The sequence below is a fragment of the Nocardia sp. NPDC058058 genome, assembly GCF_042885355.1.
Classification (GTDB): Bacteria; Actinomycetota; Actinomycetes; order Mycobacteriales; family Mycobacteriaceae; genus Nocardia.
This window is the reverse complement of the sequence record NZ_JBHVSA010000002.1, coordinates 572,539-592,975: the sequence shown is the minus strand read 5'-3', so window position 1 is coordinate 592,975 and position 20,437 is coordinate 572,539. Positions and strand designations below refer to the sequence as shown.

Annotated in this window: 18 protein-coding genes and 1 tRNA gene; 8 read left to right on the top strand and 11 right to left on the bottom strand. The window is 67.1% G+C overall.

Annotated elements, in window-relative coordinates:
• Together ACFVUS_RS17485 and ACFVUS_RS17480 are read right to left on the bottom strand one after the other, a co-directional pair.
• Complete coding sequence (locus ACFVUS_RS17485) at nt 1–2,259, bottom strand: M20/M25/M40 family metallo-hydrolase (RefSeq protein ID WP_387766847.1); 2,259 nt, start codon at nt 2,257–2,259, stop codon at nt 1–3.
• Nucleotides 2,260–2,300: 41 nt separating this feature from the next.
• The gene (locus ACFVUS_RS17480) at nt 2,301–3,062 is read right to left on the bottom strand and encodes an SDR family oxidoreductase (RefSeq protein WP_387766844.1); all 762 of its coding nucleotides are present in this window, start codon (nt 3,060–3,062) and stop codon (nt 2,301–2,303) included.
• Between the two features lie 94 nt (nt 3,063–3,156).
• Between ACFVUS_RS17480 and ACFVUS_RS17475 the strand changes: the two genes are divergently transcribed.
• The 6 genes from ACFVUS_RS17475 (at nt 3,157) to ACFVUS_RS17450 (ending at nt 7,890) form a co-directional block, all read left to right on the top strand.
• Nucleotides 3,157–3,993 (top strand): helix-turn-helix transcriptional regulator, encoded by an 837-nt coding sequence (locus ACFVUS_RS17475; protein WP_387766841.1) that lies wholly within the window; start codon nt 3,157–3,159, stop codon nt 3,991–3,993.
• 14 nt (nt 3,994–4,007) lie between these two features.
• The gene (gene hutH / locus ACFVUS_RS17470; RefSeq protein WP_387766838.1) at nt 4,008–5,588 is read left to right on the top strand and encodes a histidine ammonia-lyase; all 1,581 of its coding nucleotides are present in this window, start codon (nt 4,008–4,010) and stop codon (nt 5,586–5,588) included.
• Nucleotides 5,589–5,682: 94 nt separating this feature from the next.
• Entirely contained in the window at nt 5,683–6,339 is a 657-nt protein-coding gene (locus ACFVUS_RS17465) for a hypothetical protein (RefSeq protein ID WP_387766835.1), read from the top strand.
• A 43-nt stretch (nt 6,340–6,382) separates the two neighbouring features.
• Nucleotides 6,383–6,892: a DUF3558 family protein gene (locus ACFVUS_RS17460; RefSeq protein ID WP_387766831.1), complete on the top strand. Its 510-nt coding sequence runs from the start codon at nt 6,383–6,385 to the stop codon at nt 6,890–6,892.
• A 4-nt stretch (nt 6,893–6,896) separates the two neighbouring features.
• Nucleotides 6,897–7,406, top strand: a complete 510-nt coding sequence (locus ACFVUS_RS17455; RefSeq protein ID WP_387766828.1) for a DUF3558 family protein — start codon at nt 6,897–6,899, stop codon at nt 7,404–7,406.
• Between the two features lie 55 nt (nt 7,407–7,461).
• On the top strand, nt 7,462–7,890 hold the full coding sequence (locus ACFVUS_RS17450) for a DUF6636 domain-containing protein (protein ID WP_387766825.1): 429 nt from the start codon (nt 7,462–7,464) through the stop codon (nt 7,888–7,890).
• An 8-nt stretch (nt 7,891–7,898) separates the two neighbouring features.
• On the opposite strand, the gene ACFVUS_RS17445 is transcribed toward ACFVUS_RS17450, so the two are convergent.
• The 3 genes from ACFVUS_RS17445 to ACFVUS_RS17435 are packed head-to-tail and all read right to left on the bottom strand — an operon-like array spanning nt 7,899 to nt 11,135.
• A complete protein-coding gene (locus ACFVUS_RS17445; RefSeq protein ID WP_387766822.1) occupies nt 7,899–9,596 on the bottom strand; it encodes a CocE/NonD family hydrolase in 1,698 nt (565 codons plus the stop codon).
• Between the two features lie 12 nt (nt 9,597–9,608).
• On the bottom strand, nt 9,609–10,421 hold the full coding sequence (locus ACFVUS_RS17440; protein ID WP_387766819.1) for an SGNH/GDSL hydrolase family protein: 813 nt from the start codon (nt 10,419–10,421) through the stop codon (nt 9,609–9,611).
• A gap of 33 nt (nt 10,422–10,454) precedes the next feature.
• Nucleotides 10,455–11,135 (bottom strand): hypothetical protein, encoded by a 681-nt coding sequence (locus tag ACFVUS_RS17435; protein ID WP_387766816.1) that lies wholly within the window; start codon nt 11,133–11,135, stop codon nt 10,455–10,457.
• Between the two features lie 67 nt (nt 11,136–11,202).
• On the opposite strand from ACFVUS_RS17435, the gene ACFVUS_RS17430 reads away from it, so the two are divergent.
• Complete coding sequence (locus ACFVUS_RS17430) at nt 11,203–11,703, top strand: MarR family winged helix-turn-helix transcriptional regulator (RefSeq protein WP_387766813.1); 501 nt, start codon at nt 11,203–11,205, stop codon at nt 11,701–11,703.
• 16 nt (nt 11,704–11,719) lie between these two features.
• Here the strand turns inward: ACFVUS_RS17430 and ACFVUS_RS17425 are convergent, their stop codons facing one another.
• The 6 genes from ACFVUS_RS17425 to ACFVUS_RS17400 form a co-directional block, all read right to left on the bottom strand.
• On the bottom strand, nt 11,720–12,865 hold the full coding sequence (locus ACFVUS_RS17425) for an acyl-CoA dehydrogenase family protein (RefSeq protein WP_387766810.1): 1,146 nt from the start codon (nt 12,863–12,865) through the stop codon (nt 11,720–11,722).
• A 23-nt stretch (nt 12,866–12,888) separates the two neighbouring features.
• Entirely contained in the window at nt 12,889–14,505 is a 1,617-nt protein-coding gene (locus ACFVUS_RS17420; protein ID WP_387766807.1) for an FAD-dependent oxidoreductase, read from the bottom strand.
• Between the two features lie 6 nt (nt 14,506–14,511).
• Nucleotides 14,512–15,498, bottom strand: coding sequence for a diiron oxygenase (locus ACFVUS_RS17415; protein ID WP_387766804.1), 987 nt, complete (start codon nt 15,496–15,498; stop codon nt 14,512–14,514).
• A 195-nt stretch (nt 15,499–15,693) separates the two neighbouring features.
• A tRNA-Arg gene (locus ACFVUS_RS17410) sits at nt 15,694–15,766 on the bottom strand.
• Nucleotides 15,767–15,860: 94 nt separating this feature from the next.
• On the bottom strand, nt 15,861–16,715 hold the full coding sequence (locus ACFVUS_RS17405; RefSeq protein WP_387766801.1) for an SAM-dependent methyltransferase: 855 nt from the start codon (nt 16,713–16,715) through the stop codon (nt 15,861–15,863).
• Between the two features lie 109 nt (nt 16,716–16,824).
• Nucleotides 16,825–18,294 carry a flavin-containing monooxygenase gene (locus tag ACFVUS_RS17400; protein WP_387766798.1) on the bottom strand — a complete coding sequence of 490 codons (1,470 nt, stop codon included), beginning with the start codon at nt 18,292–18,294 and terminating at the stop codon, nt 16,825–16,827.
• A 494-nt stretch (nt 18,295–18,788) separates the two neighbouring features.
• On the opposite strand from ACFVUS_RS17400, the gene ACFVUS_RS17395 reads away from it, so the two are divergent.
• Nucleotides 18,789–20,426, top strand: a complete 1,638-nt coding sequence (locus ACFVUS_RS17395; RefSeq protein ID WP_387766795.1) for a long-chain fatty acid--CoA ligase — start codon at nt 18,789–18,791, stop codon at nt 20,424–20,426.
• Nucleotides 20,427–20,437 lie beyond the last annotated feature (11 nt).

Genomic DNA, 20,437 nt, shown 5'->3' with positions numbered 1-20,437 from the left:
TCACAGGCCCGGCACCCGCACGAAGACGGCGGCGGAACTGTCCTGCCGGAAGTAGGCGTCGTCGGGATGCCCGCCGCCGGGCCCCTGCGTCAGCTTCGAATCGGGCAGCCAGGTGTAATCGATGACCGTCAGGTTCACCGGCCCGGCCGGTGCGACCAGCTGCACCTCGATGCCTTCGGCTGGCGGCGCGACGAAGTGAAAGCTCTTGTGCGGCACCGGCGTGAGTTCCCGACCGGCCACGGTCACCGAGCTCGGAGCCTGCTCCCAGTGCAGATCGATGCTGGTGGCCCCGCGCGTGGAACGCAACCGCAGGCGCACCGTCCGCTGTCCGGAATCGGTTTTGTCCGAGAGGATTTCGGCGACCGGTGCGCTGAGCGACTCGGGCACCGCCTTGCCGGCGGCGACCACCCCGGAGAACAGGTCCGAGTACGGCGCGCCCGGCGCACCGTCATTCACGTAGTGCCGCGTCCAATCGTCCGGGGCGAGCACCGACAACCATTGCGCGTCACCGTGATCCGCGTCCAGCGCGTATGACACCTGGGTCACCCGGGGATGCTCCACGTCGAAACGATCCACCGCCTGTCCCACCGCGGTCAGCACCAGGGTGAGCACCACCGCCAGCGCCGGAATCGTCCAGCCGCGCCGCGCGGGCCAGCTCCGGATGAGGGTGAGCAGCAGTAGCCCGCCGAGCACCACCACCAGCGGCACCCCCGTGAACGGTGCGGTCATCAGCCCGGCCTGGATACCGGACCACGCACTCCCGCCCAGGAATACGGCCGCCGGCAGCAGCGTCACCGTGAGCGTCAGCAGCCGCCAGCGCTCCGGAACCACGAAGGTGAGCACCACCCCGAGGGCCGCCGCGCACGCCGGGATCACCATGATCTCCGCCGCGGCGGGGGAGTACACCGTCACCCCGGCCCCGGCCGCCACCACGCCGGTGAGCAGTCCGATCGCCGCGCCCGTCGCGCCGAACCAGCGGCGCGCCAGCACATAACCGCCGGTCAGTACGGCCACCGTCAATACCAGCAGGGCGGCTTGGAAGAACTGCGGCCGGTACGGGTCCACGGGCCAGGCCCGGTACTCGGGCCGGATGAACTGCACCAGCCACCACAGTCCGTACGTCGCGCCCACCGCCACCGGCAGTGCCGCCAATGTCACCGCGGCAGCGCCGATCACACCCTTCACGGTGGCCTCGCCATTGCGCCGGACCTGCCGGATCACCCAGCCGGTCGCCAGCAGCGACAGCACCGCGAGCGTGATGATCACCCAGGCGGGCCACACCACCAGCACGCCGAAAGGCAGTGGGAAATAAGCCGGATTGGATCGATCGGAGGTGTCGGTCAGATCGCGCTCGCCGAAATCCCTTGCCAGTGCGAGGGTATTCGCGCCCATCTGCTGCAGGGTCGCGAGATCGACGTGCTCGGGATCGTCCTTGATGTTGTGGTAATAGGCGCTGCGCCCCGCATAGGCCCAATCCAGCACCGGCAGTCCGGCCTTGTCGAAGGCGACGAAATCGGTGGTGCTGGAGACCCCCGCGCCCGCCAGCGTGGTGGTCATCGAATCGGTATTCGGATACGGCGCGTTCGCGGCGATATCGATCAGTCCGCCATCGGGCCGGGTGATCCGCCACAGCAGCGCGGGTCCGCCCGCACCGCGTACATCGAGGTTGACCACCACGCCATCGCGGTCGTAATTCCCGGCCGCGACAAAGGCTTCCGCGCCCAGCAGGCCGGGCTCCTCGCCATCGGTGAGCAGTGCGACGACATTGTTGCGCAGCCCGTTCTCACTGTCCCGCAGCGCGCGCATCGCCTCCAGGATGGCCGCGACCCCGACGCCGTCGTCATTCGCGCCCGGTCCGGATTGCACCGAATCGTAGTGCGCCACCAGGTAGACGGTGCCGGTCGGATTCGTGCCCTTCAGGGTGCCGACAATATTGTCGACCCGGCCGAGTCCGGTGCGATCGGGTTTGAAATCTCCGGGCCAGCGGCCGACACCCGATCGAATCTCGGTGTCCAGTCCCAGTTTTCGCAGCTCGTCCGCGAGATGGTCACGCACCCGGTCATGTTCGGCGGTTCCCACCGGATGCGGTGTGCTCGCGATCGCGCGCACGGTCTCGATCGCCCGACCCGCCGCGAACACCTCGGGCGGCGCGGATTTATCGCGATATCCGTGCGGCTGCCCCTGCCAGGCGGTGGCCACCACCACCGCCAGCAGTACTGCGAATGCCAGAAAACCGGAAAGCCCTCGTCCCACCCGCATGAGATCGATAGTAGGGGTGAAACCCGTGCGGGCGGTGCGGCTCAGGCCTGCTGGGTCGGCAGCGCGATGATCTGACGCAGGTTGACGTGCCGCGGGCGGCTGGTGGTGTACGCGATGAGATCGGCGATATCGCCCGCGCTCAGTGCGTCCAGGTACGAGAACATCCCGTCCAGTCCCTCGCTCAGTTCGGCATTGTCGATATGCGAACCGAGTTCGGTATCGGTGAGCCCCGGTTCGATATTGGTCACGCGCACCCGGCGCGGACCCAGTTCACTGCGCAGGCTCGCCGACAGATGCGTGAGCGCGGCCTTTGTTGCCCCGTACACCGCGTAATTCGGGAAGGTCACATGAGCGCCGATGGAGGAGATATCCACCAGATCCGCGGTGCGCCCGGCATCGGCGGCGGCCAGCAGATCCGGGACGAACGCCCGGATCACGCGCAGCGCGCCGGTGATATTGGTGTCGATCATGCGGACCCACTCGTCCTCGCGGCCGTCGGCGATCGGATTGGGCAGCATCACGCCCGCCGCGTTCACCACCAGATCCGCCGGACCGAAGTTCTCGTGCACCCGCTCGGCCGCCGCACGCACGCTCGCCGGATCGGTGACATCCACGGGCACCGCCAGCGCGGTGCCACCCTCGGCCTCGATCTTGCCGACCAGGGCCTCCAGTCGATCGGCGCGCCGGGCCAGCAGTGCTACCCGGGCACCGTTGCGGGCCAGCAGCAACGCGGTCGCCTCGCCCATGCCGCTGGCGGCTCCGGTGATGACGGCGGTGCGGTTGTTCAGGTTCTCGTAGCTCATGAACTCATCCTGAGCTGGCGAAAAGCGGCCAGCGAGGGGTCCGGTTTTCCTGGGTCCGGCAGTACCAGGATGGGATTTACCTAGGGTGGTGAGCATGGACACCGATCTCGGCGAATTTCTGCAATCCCGGCGCGCCCGCATCGCGCCTGCCGACGCCGGGCTGCGCGAGTACGGCCGCCGCCGGGTGCCCGGACTGCGCCGCGAGGAAGTGGCGCAGCTGGCCGGGGTCAGCGTGGACTACTACATCAGGCTGGAACAGGGGCGCGGGCGCAATGCCTCCGACGCGGTGCTGGACGCGGTCGCGCGGGCCCTGCGGCTCACCGATCCCGAACGCCTGCACCTGTACGCGCTGGCCCGGCCCACCGGCACCCGCCCGGCCGCGACGGGCGGGGTGTATCACGCCACCGTGCGCGAGGGCACCCGGCTGGTGCTGGACGCGCTGACCGCGCCCGCGTTCGTGCTCGGCCGACGGATGGATGTGATCGCCTGGAATGCCCTGGGGGACAAGGTTTCCGGCTTCTCCTCGGTGCCCGACGCGGAACGCAATCAGGCCCGGTATCTGTTCCTGAACCCGGTCGCGCCGGAGTTCTATCCGGACTGGGAGATTGTCGCCGTCGAGACCGCCGCGTTCCTGCGCCGCGACGCCGGACTGCATCCGGACGATCCCGCCCTGCACGCCCTGGTCGACGAGCTCAGCGAGCGCAGCCCCGACTTCCGCCGCATCTGGGGCGCGCACCCGGTGAAGGAGAAGACGCACGGCGGCAAGCGAATTCAGCATCCGGAGGCCGGACTGCTGGATATGGGCTACGAATCCCTGCTGCTCCCGGGCGATCCCGATCAACTGCTCGTCGTCTACACCGCCGTCCCCGGCTCGGCCACCGCCGCCGCCTTGGACGCACTCTCGGAAAGCGTCACCAACGCACACGTCTGAGGAAAGGAGAGGCATTGAGCGCCTCCATCGAACACACCACCGGCCGGTCCGTCTCGCGGGACACCGTCACCGTGGGAATCGGACCCGTGAGCCCGGAGGAGGTGGTGCGGGTCGCCCGATACGGCGCATCGGTCGAACTATCGGCCGAGGCGCTCACCGCGATCGCCGAAAGCCGCACCCGCATACAGGAACTCGCGGACGATCCGAAGCCGGTGTACGGCGTCTCCACCGGATTCGGCGCGCTCGCCAGCCGCCATATTCCGCAGGAACTGCGAACCCAGTTGCAGCGCAGCCTGATTCGTTCGCACGCCGCCGGTTCCGGACCGGAGGTCGAGACCGAGGTGGCGCGCGCGCTCATGCTGCTGCGACTGTCCACCCTGGCTACCGGCCGCACCGGCGTGCGCCCGGAGGTCGCGCGCACCTATGCCGCCATGCTGTCCGCCGGGCTCACCCCGGTCGTGTACGAGTACGGCAGCCTCGGCTGTTCGGGTGACCTCGCCCCGCTGTCGCATTGCGCGCTGGCCGCCATGGGCGAGGGCCACGTACGCACCGCTGACGGTGAACTGCTGCCCGCCGCAATGGCTTTGGCGCAGGCCGGAATCGAACCGGTGGTGCTCGCCGAGAAGGAGGGCCTGGCGCTGATCAACGGCACCGACGGCATGCTCGGCATGCTGGTGCTGGCCCTGGACGATCTGGACGCCCTGCTGCGCCTGGCCGATATCGCCGCCGCCATGAGCGTGGAGGGCCAGCTCGGCACCGACCGGGTCTTCGCCGCCGATCTGCAGGCGCTGCGCCCGCATCCGGGACAGGCCGTGGCCGCCGCGAATATGACCCGCGTGCTGGCGGATTCGGAAATCGTCGCCAGCCATCGCGGACCGGACTGCGCCCGCGTCCAGGACGCCTATTCGCTGCGCTGTGCGCCCCAGGTCGCGGGCGCGGCCCGGGACACCGCCGCGCACGCCCGCACCGTCGCCCTGCGCGAACTCGCCAGCGCCGTGGACAATCCGGTGGTCACCCTGGACGGCCGGGTCGAATCCAATGGCAATTTCCACGGCGCGCCCATCGCCTACGTGCTGGATTTCCTGGCCATCGTGGTCGCGGATGTGGCGAGCATCAGCGAGCGCCGCACCGACCGCTTCCTGGACGTGGCCCGCAATCACGGCCTGAACGCCTTCCTCGCCGATGATCCCGGCGTGGACAGCGGTCATATGATCGCCCAATACACCCAGGCCGCAATCGTTTCCGAACTCAAGCGGCTCGCCGCCCCGGCCAGCGTCGACTCCATCCCCTCCTCGGCCATGCAGGAGGACCACGTCTCGATGGGCTGGTCCGCCGCCCGCAAGCTGCGCCGCGCCGTCGACGGCCTGACTCGGGTGCTCGCCATCGAAATCCTCACCGCCGCAAGGGGAATCGATATGCGCGCACCCCTCACCCCGGCCCCGGCCACCGCCGCTGTCATCGCCACCCTGCGTGACCGGGTCCCCGGCCCCGGCCCCGACCGCTACCTCGCCCCCGATATCGAGGCGGCCGTTCGCCTGGCCGCCACGGGCGAATTGGTCGCCGCCGCCGAGGCCGTAACGGGCGTCCTGGGCTGATGGTGCGCAGCAATCGGTATCGGCCCAGCACCGGGCCGGTATCGACTGCACAGCTTCCGGTCCGCACACTGTTTCGCGTGGTAGAACCGGTTTTATGACGGAGGCGGTCGGTACCGGGGCCGCGCCCACAGCGGCGGGGCGTTCGGCGGAATTCTGGGGTTACCTCATGTGGGGCCTCGCGGGTCTGGCTATTGCCCTGCCCGAATTGGCATCGGTCTTCCGAGTGGCGGGCTGGCCCACCATTTCGGCGACCATCGGACATCTGCAAACCCAGCATTCGGTGGTGCGCGTGATCGTGGTGTTCGTGATCGTGGTGATCGCGTACTACGCGGTGCCGCAATTGCTGATCAGCCCGAAACCCGTGGCGCGCACCGTCGCCGGGCGACCGACCACCGCGAACGGCCGCGTCACCACCGACACCGGAAATGTGGAACTGCTGGGCGCGGGCTACCTCGTGGTCGCGGCGGTGGCGCTCATCCTGGGCGTGGTGTTCGCCGCCGGGGACCGGCACATGTCCCCGGACTCCTACCTCGGCGCGTACGTGCTGTACGGGGTGATCGCGCTGGTCTGGGTGGTGATCCCGAGCATCCTGTCGCTGTTCTTCAGCCGGGACGTGCCCTTCCCGACGCTCTTCCGCACCATCGGCTATCTGGAGCGCCGGGCGCATCCCGTCGCCGCGGTGCTGCTCGCCCTGCTGGTGGTTTTGCTGCTGCACCTGGCGTTCTATCCGTGGCCGCGAGTGGTGAGCTAGCGTCCACGAGCCGCCCGGCGGCCGCGTCGCTACTATCGCACTCGTGCGTGCGCGAACGACGGGACCGGGTCTGGCGCTGCTCGCCGCGCTGACCCTGTCGGCCTGCGGTGCCGGTGCCACCGGAACCCCGGCCGCCGCACCGAGCAGTACCCCGCACGAGATCACGCCCGCGCTCGATGTTGGCCTGTGCGGATCCGCGGACGCGAACCAGGTGATCACCCTGTCCGGAATAGGCGCGCTCACACTCATCGGTGACGATCCGCTGCTGTGCCGCTGGGCGACGGCGGACGGATCCAGCGTGAGCTTCCGCTGGTTCCGCAACAGCCCGATCGACGAATACCGCTCCGAGGCGGGAGCATCCGCCGGACGGGCGAGCATCGATATCGTCGGCCGCGCCGGTTTCAGCTGGCAGGCCGCGCACTCCTGTGAAGCGGCGGTCCGCACCGGCGATACCGACTTCATTTCCTGGACAGTCGATTCCGCGGCATTCACCGGCGGGAACGCCTGCGCCGCGGCCGACCGGCTGGCGTCCGCTACCTTGGCGAAACGGTAATCCCATGCGCGTCAATCGAATCGCGATCGGGGCGGTGCTGCTGGTGACCGGCATGCTGACCGGCTGCTCCGCGAGCACGCCACCCGCACCCGTCGCCGCGCCCGCCGAAGACAACACCCTGGCGGGTTGCGGCCCCTTGCCCACCGCCACCATCGAACGCACCGTCGCGGCAATCGGCCTGCGGCAGCAGCTTTCGCCCACCATCTGCTCGTGGACCGGGACATCGGCCACCGGCGGTCCGATCGGCCTCACCTACGGCTGGCTGAAGAAGAACTCCCTCATGTTCGACCGTCAGACGGCCACCGACCTGGGTTACAGCACCGAGAACGCCGTGGTGAAGAGCTTCGGCGGCTTCTACTGGCACGACCCCCGCGATCCGGGCGCCTGCGGCCTGTCCGCCGCCGATTCCGGCACGGTCACCTGGTGGGTGCACAATCGGGATCATTCGGCGCAACCCGATCCGTGCGCCGCCGCGCTGCAACTCATGCTGAATACCGTCCAGCTCGACGGCTGAGCGCCATTAGTGAGAGATAAGGTTTTCGAAATCGGCGCGGCACAATATCAATGTCATGAAAGCCAAATACCTTTCGACGATTGCCGGTGCCGCCGCCATCGTTTCCGCCACTTTCGGTGTTGACGCCGGAACGGCCGATGCCGCGAGTCTCAGTCAATTCGTCGCACCGTCCGGCAATATCGGCTGTCTGCTCGGACCCGAGGGCGCGGTTTGCCAGATCAGGGATCATTCCTACGTGTCGCCGCAGCGTCCGGACAACTGCCACGGCGCCTACGGCGATGTGTTCGGCGTACAGGCCGAGAGCGCGCGCATCACCTGCCACACCGATGCGCCGATCGACTTCCATTCGCCCGTGGTCGATTACGGTCAGCAGGTGCGGCAGGGGAATTTCGTCTGCACCGTGACACTGCAATACGTGCAGTGCGTCAATGCCACCACCGGCCACGGTTTCCAGATCGCCCGGGAGTTCTACACCGTGTACTGAACCGGTGGCTATGAACCGACCACGGGCAGCACCAGCGCCTGCTCCGGTCCGGCCGCGATGGTGAGGCGATGGACGGCCGAGGGCGCGTCGAACCCTTCCGCGCTACCCGAGATCCGCAGGCGCAGACTGTGACCCGGGATGATCCGATGCACCAGCCCGGACAGGCTGATGGTGACCGGATCCTGCAGACCGGTAATGCGCGCGGGGGTGATGAGGCCGTCGATGAGGGCCGAACTCCCATCCGCCGCAACGTCATACAGTGATGCGAAGACCACGGCCGCGTCCGCGACGCTCCCGTTCAACGGCTGCTCGGCAGCCAGTCGCACGGTGAGCTTCGGTATGCCCGCGATATCCAGGGCCGTGCCGACCGGTGCGGTGGTCCAGGACAGCTCGGTGCCGCCGGGACCCGTCGTCAGATCCTGATTTCCGGGTCGCACCGCGGATCGATCGTCGGTGAGGCGCGAATCCCCGGAGAGATACATGGTGCGCGGAGCGCCCACCTCGGCATTGTCGGCGGTTCCGTACGCCGCCGCCGGATCGCCGGCGAAGGGAATCCAATTGCGGTAGTACGCGAATCGCGGCCCGGTGTCACCGTCGCCGTCCCGCAGATAGCGTTCGAACCACCGCGTCTGGCGGGCATCCCAGTAGTTCACCGCCGGATCGACCACGCCCACCTTGGAACCCGGCTCGGGGGTCAGCACCGAATGCCCGGCCGACATCCAGATCATCTTGGTCTCGGTGCCCTGTGCGCGCAGGCCGTCGTAGCTGGCGCGGGCCTCGTTGAGGTTGAAGAGGGTGTCCTGTTCGCCCTGTATCAAGAGCACCGGAATCCTGATCCTGCCCAGATAGCTCGCCACCGAATCCGCGCGCAGCATATCCACCTGTTCCCGGGTGGGATAGCCATTGCCGGACACCACATCCCGCAGCCCGCACAACTCGGCCATTCCGGCCCGGCAGGTGCTGCCGCCGGAGAGCCGGTTCATCCACTGCGTCTTCGGCGCGCCCGGCACCGCCGTCGATACCCCGGTGAGCTGCCCGGTGCCATTGGGCACCAGTGCGTACGACAGGTCGTTCCAGGTGATCATCGGCGATATCGCGTCGATGCGCGGATCCCTTGCGGCGGCGGCGAATTGCACCGCGCCGCCGTAGGAGCCGCCGACCATGCCGACCCGCGGATCGTGCGGGCCGCTGTGCCCGTCGTGATCGGTCTTGTCGTGCACCACGTAATCCGGTGCCGGCACCGGCAGGGTGTGGGCGGCATCCTGGAACGCGATACCGTCCACCCCGCCGAGGAAGTCCACCAGCCGAGTGGCGGCCTTCCCGTCGAAGTCGGGGCTGTCCAGATACACCTGGCAGCCCGAACCCCCCTGTCCCAGTCCCGAATACGCGAGCACCGTATATCCGTGCGCGGCATAGTAATTGCCGTACATCGCGACCTGTTCCTTGGACCCGCCCAGCCCGTTGGTGGTGAGCAGGGCGGGCACCGGATGCGCCGCGCTCGCGTCCACGGGGGTGTAGAGATCGCCGATCACATCGCAGGACGTCTTATCGTCCGGCCCCACCGTGGTCGCGAAATGCAAAGTCTGCTTGCGGAATTCGCCCGAGGGCGGTGGCTGCGTATCGTGCCGTGCGGATGAGCACGCCGTCGCGGCGATCAGCACGGCGGCGGCAACGGCGGGAAAAGCGATCGATCGATTACGCGCCATTGCGACATTTTCTCACTCCAGGCGCGCCAATTCCGTGACCACGGCGCGCGCCACGGCCACCTGTCCGGCGGGCGTCAGGTGCACACCGTCCGATTCGAACAGGCGCTGCCCGGGCAGCGGGCGGGTGACCGTGAGGGTATCGATCACCACCTCCGGCCGCGCGTCCAGCGCCGCCGCCGTATCCAGCTGATCCTTGGCCCGCCAGCTGATCCCGGCCGCCCGGAACGGTGCGAACTCGGCCAGCAGCGATTCGTCCACATCGGTGGGCGTGAGCCACACCCACCGGGCGGCCCCGCCGCGCTCGCGCAGCAGGTCGAAATTCCGCACCGTCTCCCCGGCGCTGACCACGCGCACCCCGTCCGCGCCCACCCGCTGCGTATCGTTCGCCCCGAGCTGGCACAGCACCCAATCCGGCCGCACGAATCCCAGTGCGCCCGAACCCTTCAGCACCTGCGTGGTGGTGGCCCCGGAGACCGCGAGATTGGTGAAGGCGATCCCGTCGCCGGGCCTGCGCAACCACACCAGTTGCTTCAGGATCTCGAACCAGGACAGTCGATCGGCGGTACTGCTCTCGCCGAATGCGAGCACCCGCTGTCCGGGTGCGAACGGCAGCCGATCCACCTGTTCGGCGACCTCCGGCTCGGTGAGCAGATCCGCGGCCGCGGCCCGGGTGCGCGTCTCCAGATCCGCCAGCTGGGCGCGGTATTCGTCGAGGTCGATACCGAAGAGTCCCGCGATGCGCGCGTCGTCCAGGCCCTGCAGGTACGGCAGCGACAGCTCGGGCTTCTGGAATCGGATCAGCTTGGCGGTGAGTTCGTTAGTCATCACTACTCCTGTAAATCGTTCGGTGGTAAGGGGTTACGCGCGGCGGAGCCGGAATCCCGCGGTGATCAGCCAGGCCATGCCGGTGAATCGCGCGATGGGCAGCAGGAAGGCGGCGGCGGTGAAGGTCAGCGCCACCGTGGTCAGCAGGGCGATGCAGGCGATCGCCAGGCCGATGCGAATCAGCAGGGGCGAGAGCGCTTTCCGGGGCAGTGCGCTGATCGCGATGCCCGCGATGAGCAACCCCGTGGACAGCACGTTCGCCGGGCCGCCGACCAGGAACGCCAGCGTGTGCAGCGCCCGCACGGTGGCCGGATCGGCGGTCACCTCCGGCACCGTCAGCACCCAGCTGATCGTGCCGGAGCTGAACAGGAACACCGCCGCCAGCGCGCCACCCAGGGTGGCGAGCGCGGGACCGAAGCCCTCCGCGTGCCGCCGCAGCCGGGGCGCGATGGTGGCCACGAACAGGGTGAGCGGTATCGCGCTCGCGTATTGCAGCACCGCCCCGGTGCGCACGGCCGCGCGCTGGTCGCGGAAGTAGTCCAGCGCGTCGCCCGCGTCCGCGAAGGGCGACGGAAACGGGCTGCCACCGGCCCGGATGGTGCTGATGACGAGCCCCGCCACGAAGACCCCGGCGAAGGCGGCCGCGAGTACGCCCAGCGGTGGTTCCAGGCTGCGCGCGGGATAGGCGACGGGCGATTCGGCTGTTACGGCCATGGCGATCCATTCTCAGAAGTGAATCGTTCTGTTCAGTGAACGATTATCTGATGTGTACGATAACGCCGTGGTCGATGCGGAGCAAGAGGGTTCGGGAAAGACGCGGCCGGACCGCCCGATGCGGGCGGCGGGCTTCCAGCTCGCACAGCTGGGCGCGCACGCGGCCCAGCGTTTCGCCGAGCGCATCGCCGAAATCGGGCTCACGCCACCGGAAGTCGGGATTCTGCGGATGATCGCGGCGCAGCCGGGGCGCAGCCAGCGCTCACTCGCCGAGGAATTGGGTGTGGTACCCAGCCGGGTGGTCGCGCTGATCGACCCGCTGGACCAGCGGGGCTGGATCGAACGCCGTCGCAGCGCCACCGACCGGCGCAATCACGAACTGCACCTCACCTCGGAGGGCGGGAAAATGCTGGCGGGCATGGCGAAGATGGCCGTCGCGCACGAGACCGAACTCTTCGAGGGCCTGACCGACGCCGAATACGAGCAGCTCAGTGTGCTGCTCCGGAAACTTGCCGCCGCACGCGAACTGACCCCGGGCGTGCACCCGGGGTACCGAACGCTCGGCTAGCGGCCGAGGACAACGCTCACAGCGTGCGAGCGATGATCTCCTTCATGATCTCGTTGGTGCCCGCGTAGATCTGCTGCACCCGGTTGTCCACCCACAGCCGGGAGATCGGGTACTCGGTCATATAGCCGTAGCCGCCGTGCAATTGCAGGCACCGATCGATATTGGCCATGGCGCGCTCGGTGGTCCACCACTTGGCCATCGCGACGGTCTGGATATCGAGTTCACCGCGTACGTGCCGGTCGACGCAGTCATCGGTGAACACCCGCATGATGCGCGCCTCGGTGGCGACCTCGGCGAGGGTGAACTTGGTGTTCTGGAACGCGAAGATCGGCTTGCCGAACGCCTCTCGCTCCTTGGTGTACGAAAGCGTCTGCGCGAGAGCGGTTTCCACCGCGACGGTGGCGCCCACCGCGAGAATCAGGCGCTCCTGCGGCAGCTGCTGCATGAGCTGGACGAAACCCTGTCCCTCGACCGTGCCGAGCAGGTTCGTCACCGGCACCCGCACGGCGTCGAAGAACAGTTCCGAGGTGTCCTGACCGCGCTGGCCGATCTTGTCCAGCACCCGGCCGCGCCGGAAGCCCGGGCGATCGCCTTCGACCAGGACGAGCGAAATGCCCGCCGCCCCTGCGGTTCCCGTCTTGGCCACCACCAGGATCAGATCGGCCTGACCGCCATTGGTGATGAACGTCTTGGAGCCGTCGACGATGTACTCGTCGCCGTCCCGCACCGCCCGCGTCTTCACATTCTGCAGATCCGAGCCGGTGCCGGGTTCGGTCATGGCGATCGCGCCGACCACCTCACCCGATGCCATGCGCGGCAGCCACGCCCGCTTCTGCTCCTCGGTGCCGTAGGAGAGTAGATAGTGCGCCACGATGCCGCTGTGCAGGGCCGCGCCCCAGGACGAATCACCGATCCGGGCCTGCTCCTCGATCAGCACCGCCTCATGCGCGAAAGTGCCGCCGCCACCGCCGTATTCCTCGGGAATGGACATGCACAGCAGGCCCAGCGCACCGGCGACCTGCCACAGGTCGCGATCCACGTGATGCTGTTCGATGAACCGCTCCTTATGCGGGGCGATCTCCTTCTCGCAGAAGGAACGCGCCAGTTCGCGCAGGGCGTCGAGATCATCGTCGAGCCAGCGGGAACGATAGGGGCTTGTCACTTGGGTAGCTCTCTTCTTCGATATCAGACGGTGGCGGGCGTCAGGCGCAGGGCCTTGCGCCACAGGGGCTTTGCGATAGCGGGCGGGCGATAGTCGGTGATCCGAGCGCTGAGCAGCTCGTGCAGGGCGGTGTCATCGCGCACCGGGAATCGGGCCGGATTGCGCTCGGCGTCGGCGAGCAGGGTTTCGACCGTCTCGCGCGAGCAGGATTTATTGGTGCCCAGGAATCCGCTGGGCCCCCGCTTGATCCAGCCCGCGACATAGGCTCCGGGCACGAATTCTCCGGTGGCCGAATCGAATACGCGTCCGCCGCGATGTGGAACGGTGGCGGAGGCCGCGTCGAACGGCAGATCGCGCACCGGGGTGCCGCGATAGCCGACCGAGCGCAGCACCAGCCCGACCTCGAGGGTTTCCCGATCGCCGGTCATGACGGCGTGGGCTACGCCGTCGGTGTGGACTATCTCGTTGCGGGCCAGGACGATTCCCCGCACGCGATCCGGGCCCAGCAGTTCGAGCGGAGTGCGCAGATACCGCAGGATGACGCGGCGCTCACCATCCTCTCGCACCGCTGCGGCCTGCGCCCGCGCGAGTTCGATCTTCGCCCACTCGTGCGGTGCGGGCAGCGGTCCGGTCAGTTCGTTCGCGTGCCCGCTCACCGCGACTTCCGCTGCGAGCGTATGCAATCGGGCATCGGGATGCCGTGCCAGCCCGGTGAGTTCGGGCATCGTGTACGCGGCCTGCGCCACACCCCGGCGGCCGATCACCATGACTTCGCGAATCCTGCTGTGCCGCAGTGCCTCCAGCGCGTAGGGAGCTATCGAGGTGGTGGCCAGCCGGTCCGGATCGGTGGTGAGAACGCGGGCCACGTCCAGCGCCACATTGCCATTGCCGATCACGACGGCCCGCTCGTGGCTCAGGTCGAACTCGCGCCCGGCATACTCCGGATGCCCGTTGTACCAGGCCACCAGCTCGGTCGCGGAGGCGCTGCCGGGCAGGTCCTCGCCGGGAATGCCCAGGGTGCGGTCGGTGGCCGCGCCGACCGCGTAGATCACCGCGTGGTGATGCTCGAGCAGTTCGGCATGGCTGATATCGCGGCCCGCCTCGACACCGAAGTGGTAGGCGAATCCTTCCTGCCGCGCGATGGTGTCGAACACCTCGGTGACCTGGCGGGTGGCGGTGTGATCGGGTGCGACGCCGAACCGGGCCAGGCCGTGCGGTCGCGACAGTCGTTCGAAGACGTTGACGCGAATTCCGGGATGCCGCAGCAGTTCGTCGGCGGCGTACATGGCGGCGGGTCCGGAGCCCACGATCGCGACCCGCAGCGGGGTGCGCGCCGGTCGCAATCGGGGGATGGCCGGCACCGGGGCCATCGGCGGTCGCGGGCGCGGACCGGCGTAGAAGTCCGCGTTCAATCGCACGAAAACCTGATGTCCCGCGGTGAGTTTGGTGTGCGGGACGATCGCGTCGACCGGGCAGGCGGCCGCGCACGCCCCGCAGTCCACGCAGGCGGCCGGATCGATGTAGAGCATCTCTGCCCGGCCGAAATCCGGTTCGTCCGGCGTCGGGTGAATGCAGTTGACCGGGCAGGCGTACACGCACGAGGCGTCATTGCAGCACGACTGCGTGACGATATGTGGCACGGTGGCTCAGTGCGCCGTGCGGGCGGGCTCGCTGCGGTAGCGCGAGGCCGGGCCGTCGATGCGGCTGATCTTCCACAGCACGCGCGCGATCGGATTCATCAGATCCAGCTCGTAGGCGAGCATGCGCACATCGGCGAAGAAGTCGCGCAACACCTTTCGCGATTCGGGGCTGTTCCAGAAGACCTCGTTCACCACTTCGCGCGGAACATCGCAGTCCCGCCGGAACTTTCGGGTCGGCACCGCGATGAGATCGCAGATGATTCGCATGGTCGGCGCGAAAACCAGGGACAGCACGAACTTCTTGAACCGGCCCATGCGCGGCACCGCGTTCTCCAGATAGTTGTGCGCGAAGCTGATGTGCCGGGCCTCCTCGGCCACATGGATCGACATCACCCGCTCGATCATGGGATGCGCCTCCGCGCCCGCCCGCAGCAGTGTCTTCTGCGCGTGATCGATCGGCTCCTCGCCCGCCAGCACCATGACGAAGAACCACTCCGGGAAGATTCCGGCCAGGAACGGCACCAGCGGCCCGACGTACTTCACCCAGGTCCGCATCCCGCCGACATCCATCCCGATCCGGTTCACCACCTCCTGGAACATCATGGTGTGGTTGCACTCTTCGATGGATTCATGTGTGCAGTAACGGAATTCGGGCGAGCCATTGGGCAGCTGGAACACGTACTGCATGAGCCCGCGAATCAGGATGTTCTCGAATTGCAGGCCCACCTTCGCCACATTGGCCTGCCGCCACATCCCGATGAAGATCTGCCGCTCCTTCGGCAGCGCGCGATACCAGGGATGCGCCCCGAACGGATCCGAAGGCGGCAGAATCCACCGCTCGTCATCCGCCCGCACCGCGAAATCCGGGTCATCCCAAGCGATATCCACATAGGGGTCGAACCGCTTGTGCACCGATCCGTACGACAGTGTCGCCAGCGTCTCGATGTAGTGCTCGTCGTCTCGGGCCGTCGCGATATGCGCTGTGGTTTCCATCCCTGCCACTCCTGATCGATTGACCGTTGACCGTGACATGGTGTCGCGATCACGTCATGGCACGACGGTACCCCGCTGGATGCCGAGCAGGCAAGGGTGACCGCGACACTATGTAGCGGTCAGTGTCGGAACGGTATATGAGCAGCACAAATGTGCCCGAAAGAAGTGAAAAGAGGGAGATGGGCGACGTGAAGGTGCCCTCGGCAGGAATCGAACCTGCGACCTACCCTTTAGGAGAGGGTTGCTCTATCCCCTGAGCTACGAAGGCTGAACCGGTGGCCGTGGCCGACCCGAACATCGGGGAGTCTACCTGGTTGGGGGCCGGGAGGGTGCATTCATATCGGTGTGGATGGTTTTGGGCGCTATCTCTTGTCGCCGACGGCGATGATGTAGTCGGCCCAGGGGCCCCAGGCCAGCAGGCCCGGGGCGCTGAAGGTGGCGCGCAGGACCGGATTCACGCGGCGCATGTCCGGATCGCGCAGGCGTTTGGCGAGGTAGCGGGCCAGGGGTGGGTAGACGTCGGCGCGGATCGAATAGACGCGGACATTGTCGAAACCGGCGGCGAGCATTGATTTCTTATAGCGGCGCAGATCATTTCGCAGGACGATGTCCGCGGTGACGAGTTTGCCGCCCGGCCGCAGCACTCGGAACGCCTCGGCGAAGAAGCGGGGGTAGGACGGGAAGTGGAAGGCCGATTCGAGCGCGGTCACCTTGGTGCAGGATTCGTCGTGGCGCGGCAGGTTCACGGCCGAGCCGTATTCGAAGCTGATCTGATCGCTCAGGCCGAGTTCGGCGGCGCGGCGGGTGGCGATCTCGATCTGTTCGGTGGCGATATTCATGCCGATGATCTGCTGCGGGCCGAATTCGCGCGCCCACAGGAAATCCTGATCGCCGTAGCCGAATCCGATATCGAGCTGGATATCGTCGGCGCCGAGTTCGGCCTCGCGCGCGACCAGCCGGGCCAGCTCGCGGCTGGCCTCGTCCAGGCTGGCCGGATTGTTGTGCCAGTAGCCGAGATTGATGAACAGCGAATCCTCGCCGAAGAGATTGCGCGGGCCGACCACGTCGTAGACCCGGCCGACCCGGGTGCCCGCCGGCAGGAAGGGGACCTTGGCCCATTCGGCGCATTCGCGGGCCCAGCGGGCGGTGCGTTCGGGCAGGGTTTCGACGGGGATGGCGGCGGTCGAGTGGGCCGGGGGCGAAGAGTGCAGCGTCATTGAGACCCTCCGAACGGTCTGCCGATCTCATTGTCTGCGTCTCAGACAATTCGAGGTGATGGCAGTAACAGTCTCAGACAGTTCGGAGGGTGAGTCAAGGGTGTGAATCTCAGCGTCCCGGGGCGCGCTCCTCGTCATAATCGGACGGCTTGAAAGTGCTTGTCTTCCAGCGGAAGAGCACCGTGGCCCCGGGCCAGTTATTGGTGATCCGCCCCGAGGCGTTGCGGTACCAGCTGGAGCAGAAGTTCCAGGGCGTGTCCTTCAAACGCCGCTGCAACCAGTCGTCCCAGGACTGTTCGACCTCGGGCTTGGCCGCCAGGAACCGGCCGGGCTTCGCGGCCAGATACTCCGCCACCTGCCGGATGTACCGGGCCTGCGACTCCAGCATGTAGATGATCGACCCCGAGCCGACATTGGTATTCGGCCCGTACATCATGAACAGATTCGGGAAGCCCGGCACCGACATCCCGAGGTATGCCCGCGCACCCTCCGCCGACCACTCATCGGCCAGCTTGCGTCCGTTCAACCCGTAAATATGCATGGGCGCAAGGAATTCCGTGCCCTTGAACCCGGTGCCGTACACGATCACATCCACCGGATGCTCGACCCCGTCGGCGGTGCGGATGCCGGTGGGGGTGACGGCCTCGATGGCCGTGGTCTCCACGTGCACATTGGGCTGTCCCAGCGCGGGCATGTACTCGTTCGAGAACAGTCCGCGCTTACAGCCCGCCGCGTAATCGGGAGTCAGCTTGGCGCGCAAGGCCGGATCGGGCACCTGCTTCTCCCGGTGCCGATCCGCGAGCGCGATCACCGGCGTCTTCATGGCGGGAATATCGGTGAGCGCCAACGCGAGTACCTCGAACAGCGCCCAGATCGCGAACCGCTCCGCCGCGCGCGTACCGGGCACATGCTTGAACAGGGTGTGATGCAGCGCGGTGTACTCGGTGTCGAACTTGGGCAGCACCCAGGCGGCCGAGCGCTGGAACAGGGTCAGCTGCGCGACTTTCGGCTGGATCGCCGGAATATATTGAATGGCACTGGCTCCCGTGCCGATGCATGCCACGCGTTTGCCGGTCAGATCGACCGAATGATCCCATTGCGCGGAATGGAAAGCCGCACCGGTGAAACTGTCGATGCCGGGCAGATTCGGCATGGCCGGGCGGGAGAGCTGCCCCACCGCCGGAATCAGAATGTCCGCGATATGGGTGACGCCGTCGGAGGTGCGCACACGCCAAATGCCGGACTGCTCATCGAATTCCGCCTCGACGACCTCGACCCCGAACTCGATTTTCGCGGGCAGGCCGTGCTTCTCGGCGACCGTGCGCATGTACTCGTGAATATCGGCCTGATGCGAGAATCGGCGCGGCCAATCGGATTTCGGCTCGAACGACCACGAGTACAGCGGTGAGGGCACATCGCAGGCCGCTCCGGGATAGGTGTTCTCCCGCCAGACGCCGCCCAGATCGGCGGCCTTCTCCAGAATGGTGAAGTTGGTCAGGCCGTGGCGCTGCAGCTCCAGCGCCATGCCGAGCCCGGCGAACCCGGCGCCGATGATCAGGATGGACGGCTCACGATTCATGATTCGACAGTAAGGCTATCGGCGCTGGTCACGCAGACATCCACGGTCATCGAATCTATATTTTCGGCCATTTCGGCGGTGGTTCGCACCGCGATGTTTGCCCGCGCGGGGATCTTCCCGGCTCACCGGAATCTTTCTGGGACGGTGAGCACCGTCTGACCTGCGACGCTGTCGCCGACTGGACAGCCCACCGCTCCACTACCTATATTCACGGAGAATCTTGCTCCAATTTGCTTGTCCTGGTTAGTGATTGGCTATTCTGCGGCGCCGCAGGGGGCGTCGTTGCAAGCTTGCTCCTGGCCGGGACTTCGAGGCCGGCAGGTCATCGTGTAGGCGGTGGCAGGTCGGCGCTGGCTGCGGGCGGCGGAGGTGGGGTCCGCCGCCCGCAGCTGTTAAATGCCCAGCCCCGAACCCCTGATGTCCGATTTCAGCTATCCTCCGGGGCAGTGACTCAGTTCACTCTCCAGTAGGGATATGTAGGGAGCGGTTGGGAAATGTTGAGCACAATGCAGGACGAGCAGCTGTCGCTGGCGACACTGCTGAAGTACGCGTCGACCTTCCAGGGTGAGAGCACGATTTCGACCTGGACCGGTGATGGTGTCCGTACCCAGAGTTTCGCCGAGATCGGCGCGGACGCGGCCCGCCTTGCCAATGCCTTGCGTGACCTGGGCATCGGTGAGGGTGATCGGGTCGGGACCTTCATGTGGAACAACAACGAGCACATGGTCGTGTATGTGGCGGTGCCCGCGATGGGTGCGGTGCTGCACGCATTGAACATTCGCTTGTTCCCGGAGCAGTTGGTGTATGTGGCCAATCATGCCGAGGATCAGGTGGTGATCGTCGATGGCACGCTGGTGCCGATGTTCGCGCAGTACCTGCCGAACCTGAAGACGGTGCGGCATGTGATCGTGGCCAACGGTGACGCGTCGACGTTGACCGCGCCCGAGGGTGTGCAGGTGCATTCGTACGCGGAATTGCTTGCCGCGCAACCTGATACCTTCGACTATCCGGTCGTGGACGAGCGGTCGGCCGCGGGTATGTGCTACACCTCGGGCACCACCGGTGACCCCAAGGGCGTGGTGTACTCGCATCGCTCGAACTTCCTGCACGCGATGCAGGTGTGCGCCCCCAACGGTATGGGTTTCAGCGAAGCCGACACCGTGCTGGCGATCGTGCCGTTGTTCCATGCCAACGCGTGGGGTTTGCCGTACGCGGCGATGATGTCGGGCGCGAACCTGTTGATGCCGGACCGTTTCCTGCAACCGGGTCCGCTGTTGGAGATGATGGCCGCGCTGAAGCCGACCTTCGCTGCTGCGGTGCCGACCATCTGGGGTGGTGTGCTGGCGGGTTTGCAGGCCGCACCCCAGGACATCTCCCACCTCCGCACCTGCGTCGTCGGTGGCGCGGCCGTACCGCCCTCCATGATGCGTGCCTTCCAGGAGCGGCACGGCGTCAAACTCCTGCACGCCTGGGGCATGACCGAAACCTCCCCGCTCGGTTCCGTGGCGCATCCGCCCGCGACCGCCGAAGGCGATGAGGAATGGGCCTACCGCTACACCCAGGGCCGTTTCCCCGCGGGCGTGCAGGCGCGCCTGGTCGGCGATGACGGCGCGGTGGTGCCGAATGACGGTGTCGCCCTTGGTGAGCTGGAAGTGAAGGGCCCGTGGATCACCGGCTCGTACTATTCGCCGAGCGGCGCGGTGGTCGATCCCGACAAGTTCGACGACGGCTGGCTGCGCACCGGTGATGTCGGCAAGATCAGCCCCAATGGCTATCTGACGCTGGTGGATCGGTCCAAGGACGTCATCAAGTCCGGTGGCGAGTGGATCTCCTCGGTCGATCTGGAGAACGCCGTCGTGGGTCATCCGGCGGTCGCCGAGGCCGCGGTCATCGGCATCCCGGATGAGAAGTGGGATGAGCGGCCGCTGGTCGCGGTCGTGCTGGCGGCCGGGTCGGAAGCCAAACCCGAAGAGCTGCGCGACTTCCTGTCCGACAAGTTCGCCAAGTGGCAGCTGCCCGAGCACTGGACGTTCATCGACGAGGTGCCCAAGACCTCCGTCGGCAAATTCGACAAGAAGCGGCTGCGTGCGCAGTACGCGGATGGCGCGCTGACGGTCACCACGCTGTCCTGAGTGTTCGACCG

Excerpts from the sequence above, each read along its gene's own strand:
- ACFVUS_RS17485 (WP_387766847.1), bottom strand. The coding sequence starts at position 2,259 with ATGCGGGTGGGACGAGGGCTTTCCGGTTTTCTGGCATTCGCAGTACTG.
- ACFVUS_RS17480 (WP_387766844.1), bottom strand. The coding sequence starts at position 3,062 with ATGAGCTACGAGAACCTGAACAACCGCACCGCCGTCATCACCGGAGCC.
- ACFVUS_RS17475 (WP_387766841.1), top strand. The coding sequence starts at position 3,157 with ATGGACACCGATCTCGGCGAATTTCTGCAATCCCGGCGCGCCCGCATC.
- ACFVUS_RS17465 (WP_387766835.1), top strand. The coding sequence starts at position 5,683 with ATGACGGAGGCGGTCGGTACCGGGGCCGCGCCCACAGCGGCGGGGCGT.
- ACFVUS_RS17455 (WP_387766828.1), top strand. The coding sequence starts at position 6,897 with ATGCGCGTCAATCGAATCGCGATCGGGGCGGTGCTGCTGGTGACCGGC.
- ACFVUS_RS17450 (WP_387766825.1), top strand. The coding sequence starts at position 7,462 with ATGAAAGCCAAATACCTTTCGACGATTGCCGGTGCCGCCGCCATCGTT.
- ACFVUS_RS17445 (WP_387766822.1), bottom strand. The coding sequence starts at position 9,596 with ATGGCGCGTAATCGATCGATCGCTTTTCCCGCCGTTGCCGCCGCCGTG.
- ACFVUS_RS17440 (WP_387766819.1), bottom strand. The coding sequence starts at position 10,421 with ATGACTAACGAACTCACCGCCAAGCTGATCCGATTCCAGAAGCCCGAG.
- ACFVUS_RS17435 (WP_387766816.1), bottom strand. The coding sequence starts at position 11,135 with ATGGCCGTAACAGCCGAATCGCCCGTCGCCTATCCCGCGCGCAGCCTG.
- ACFVUS_RS17415 (WP_387766804.1), bottom strand. The coding sequence starts at position 15,498 with ATGGAAACCACAGCGCATATCGCGACGGCCCGAGACGACGAGCACTAC.
- ACFVUS_RS17405 (WP_387766801.1), bottom strand. The coding sequence starts at position 16,715 with ATGACGCTGCACTCTTCGCCCCCGGCCCACTCGACCGCCGCCATCCCC.
- ACFVUS_RS17400 (WP_387766798.1), bottom strand. The coding sequence starts at position 18,294 with ATGAATCGTGAGCCGTCCATCCTGATCATCGGCGCCGGGTTCGCCGGG.
- ACFVUS_RS17395 (WP_387766795.1), top strand. The coding sequence starts at position 18,789 with ATGTTGAGCACAATGCAGGACGAGCAGCTGTCGCTGGCGACACTGCTG.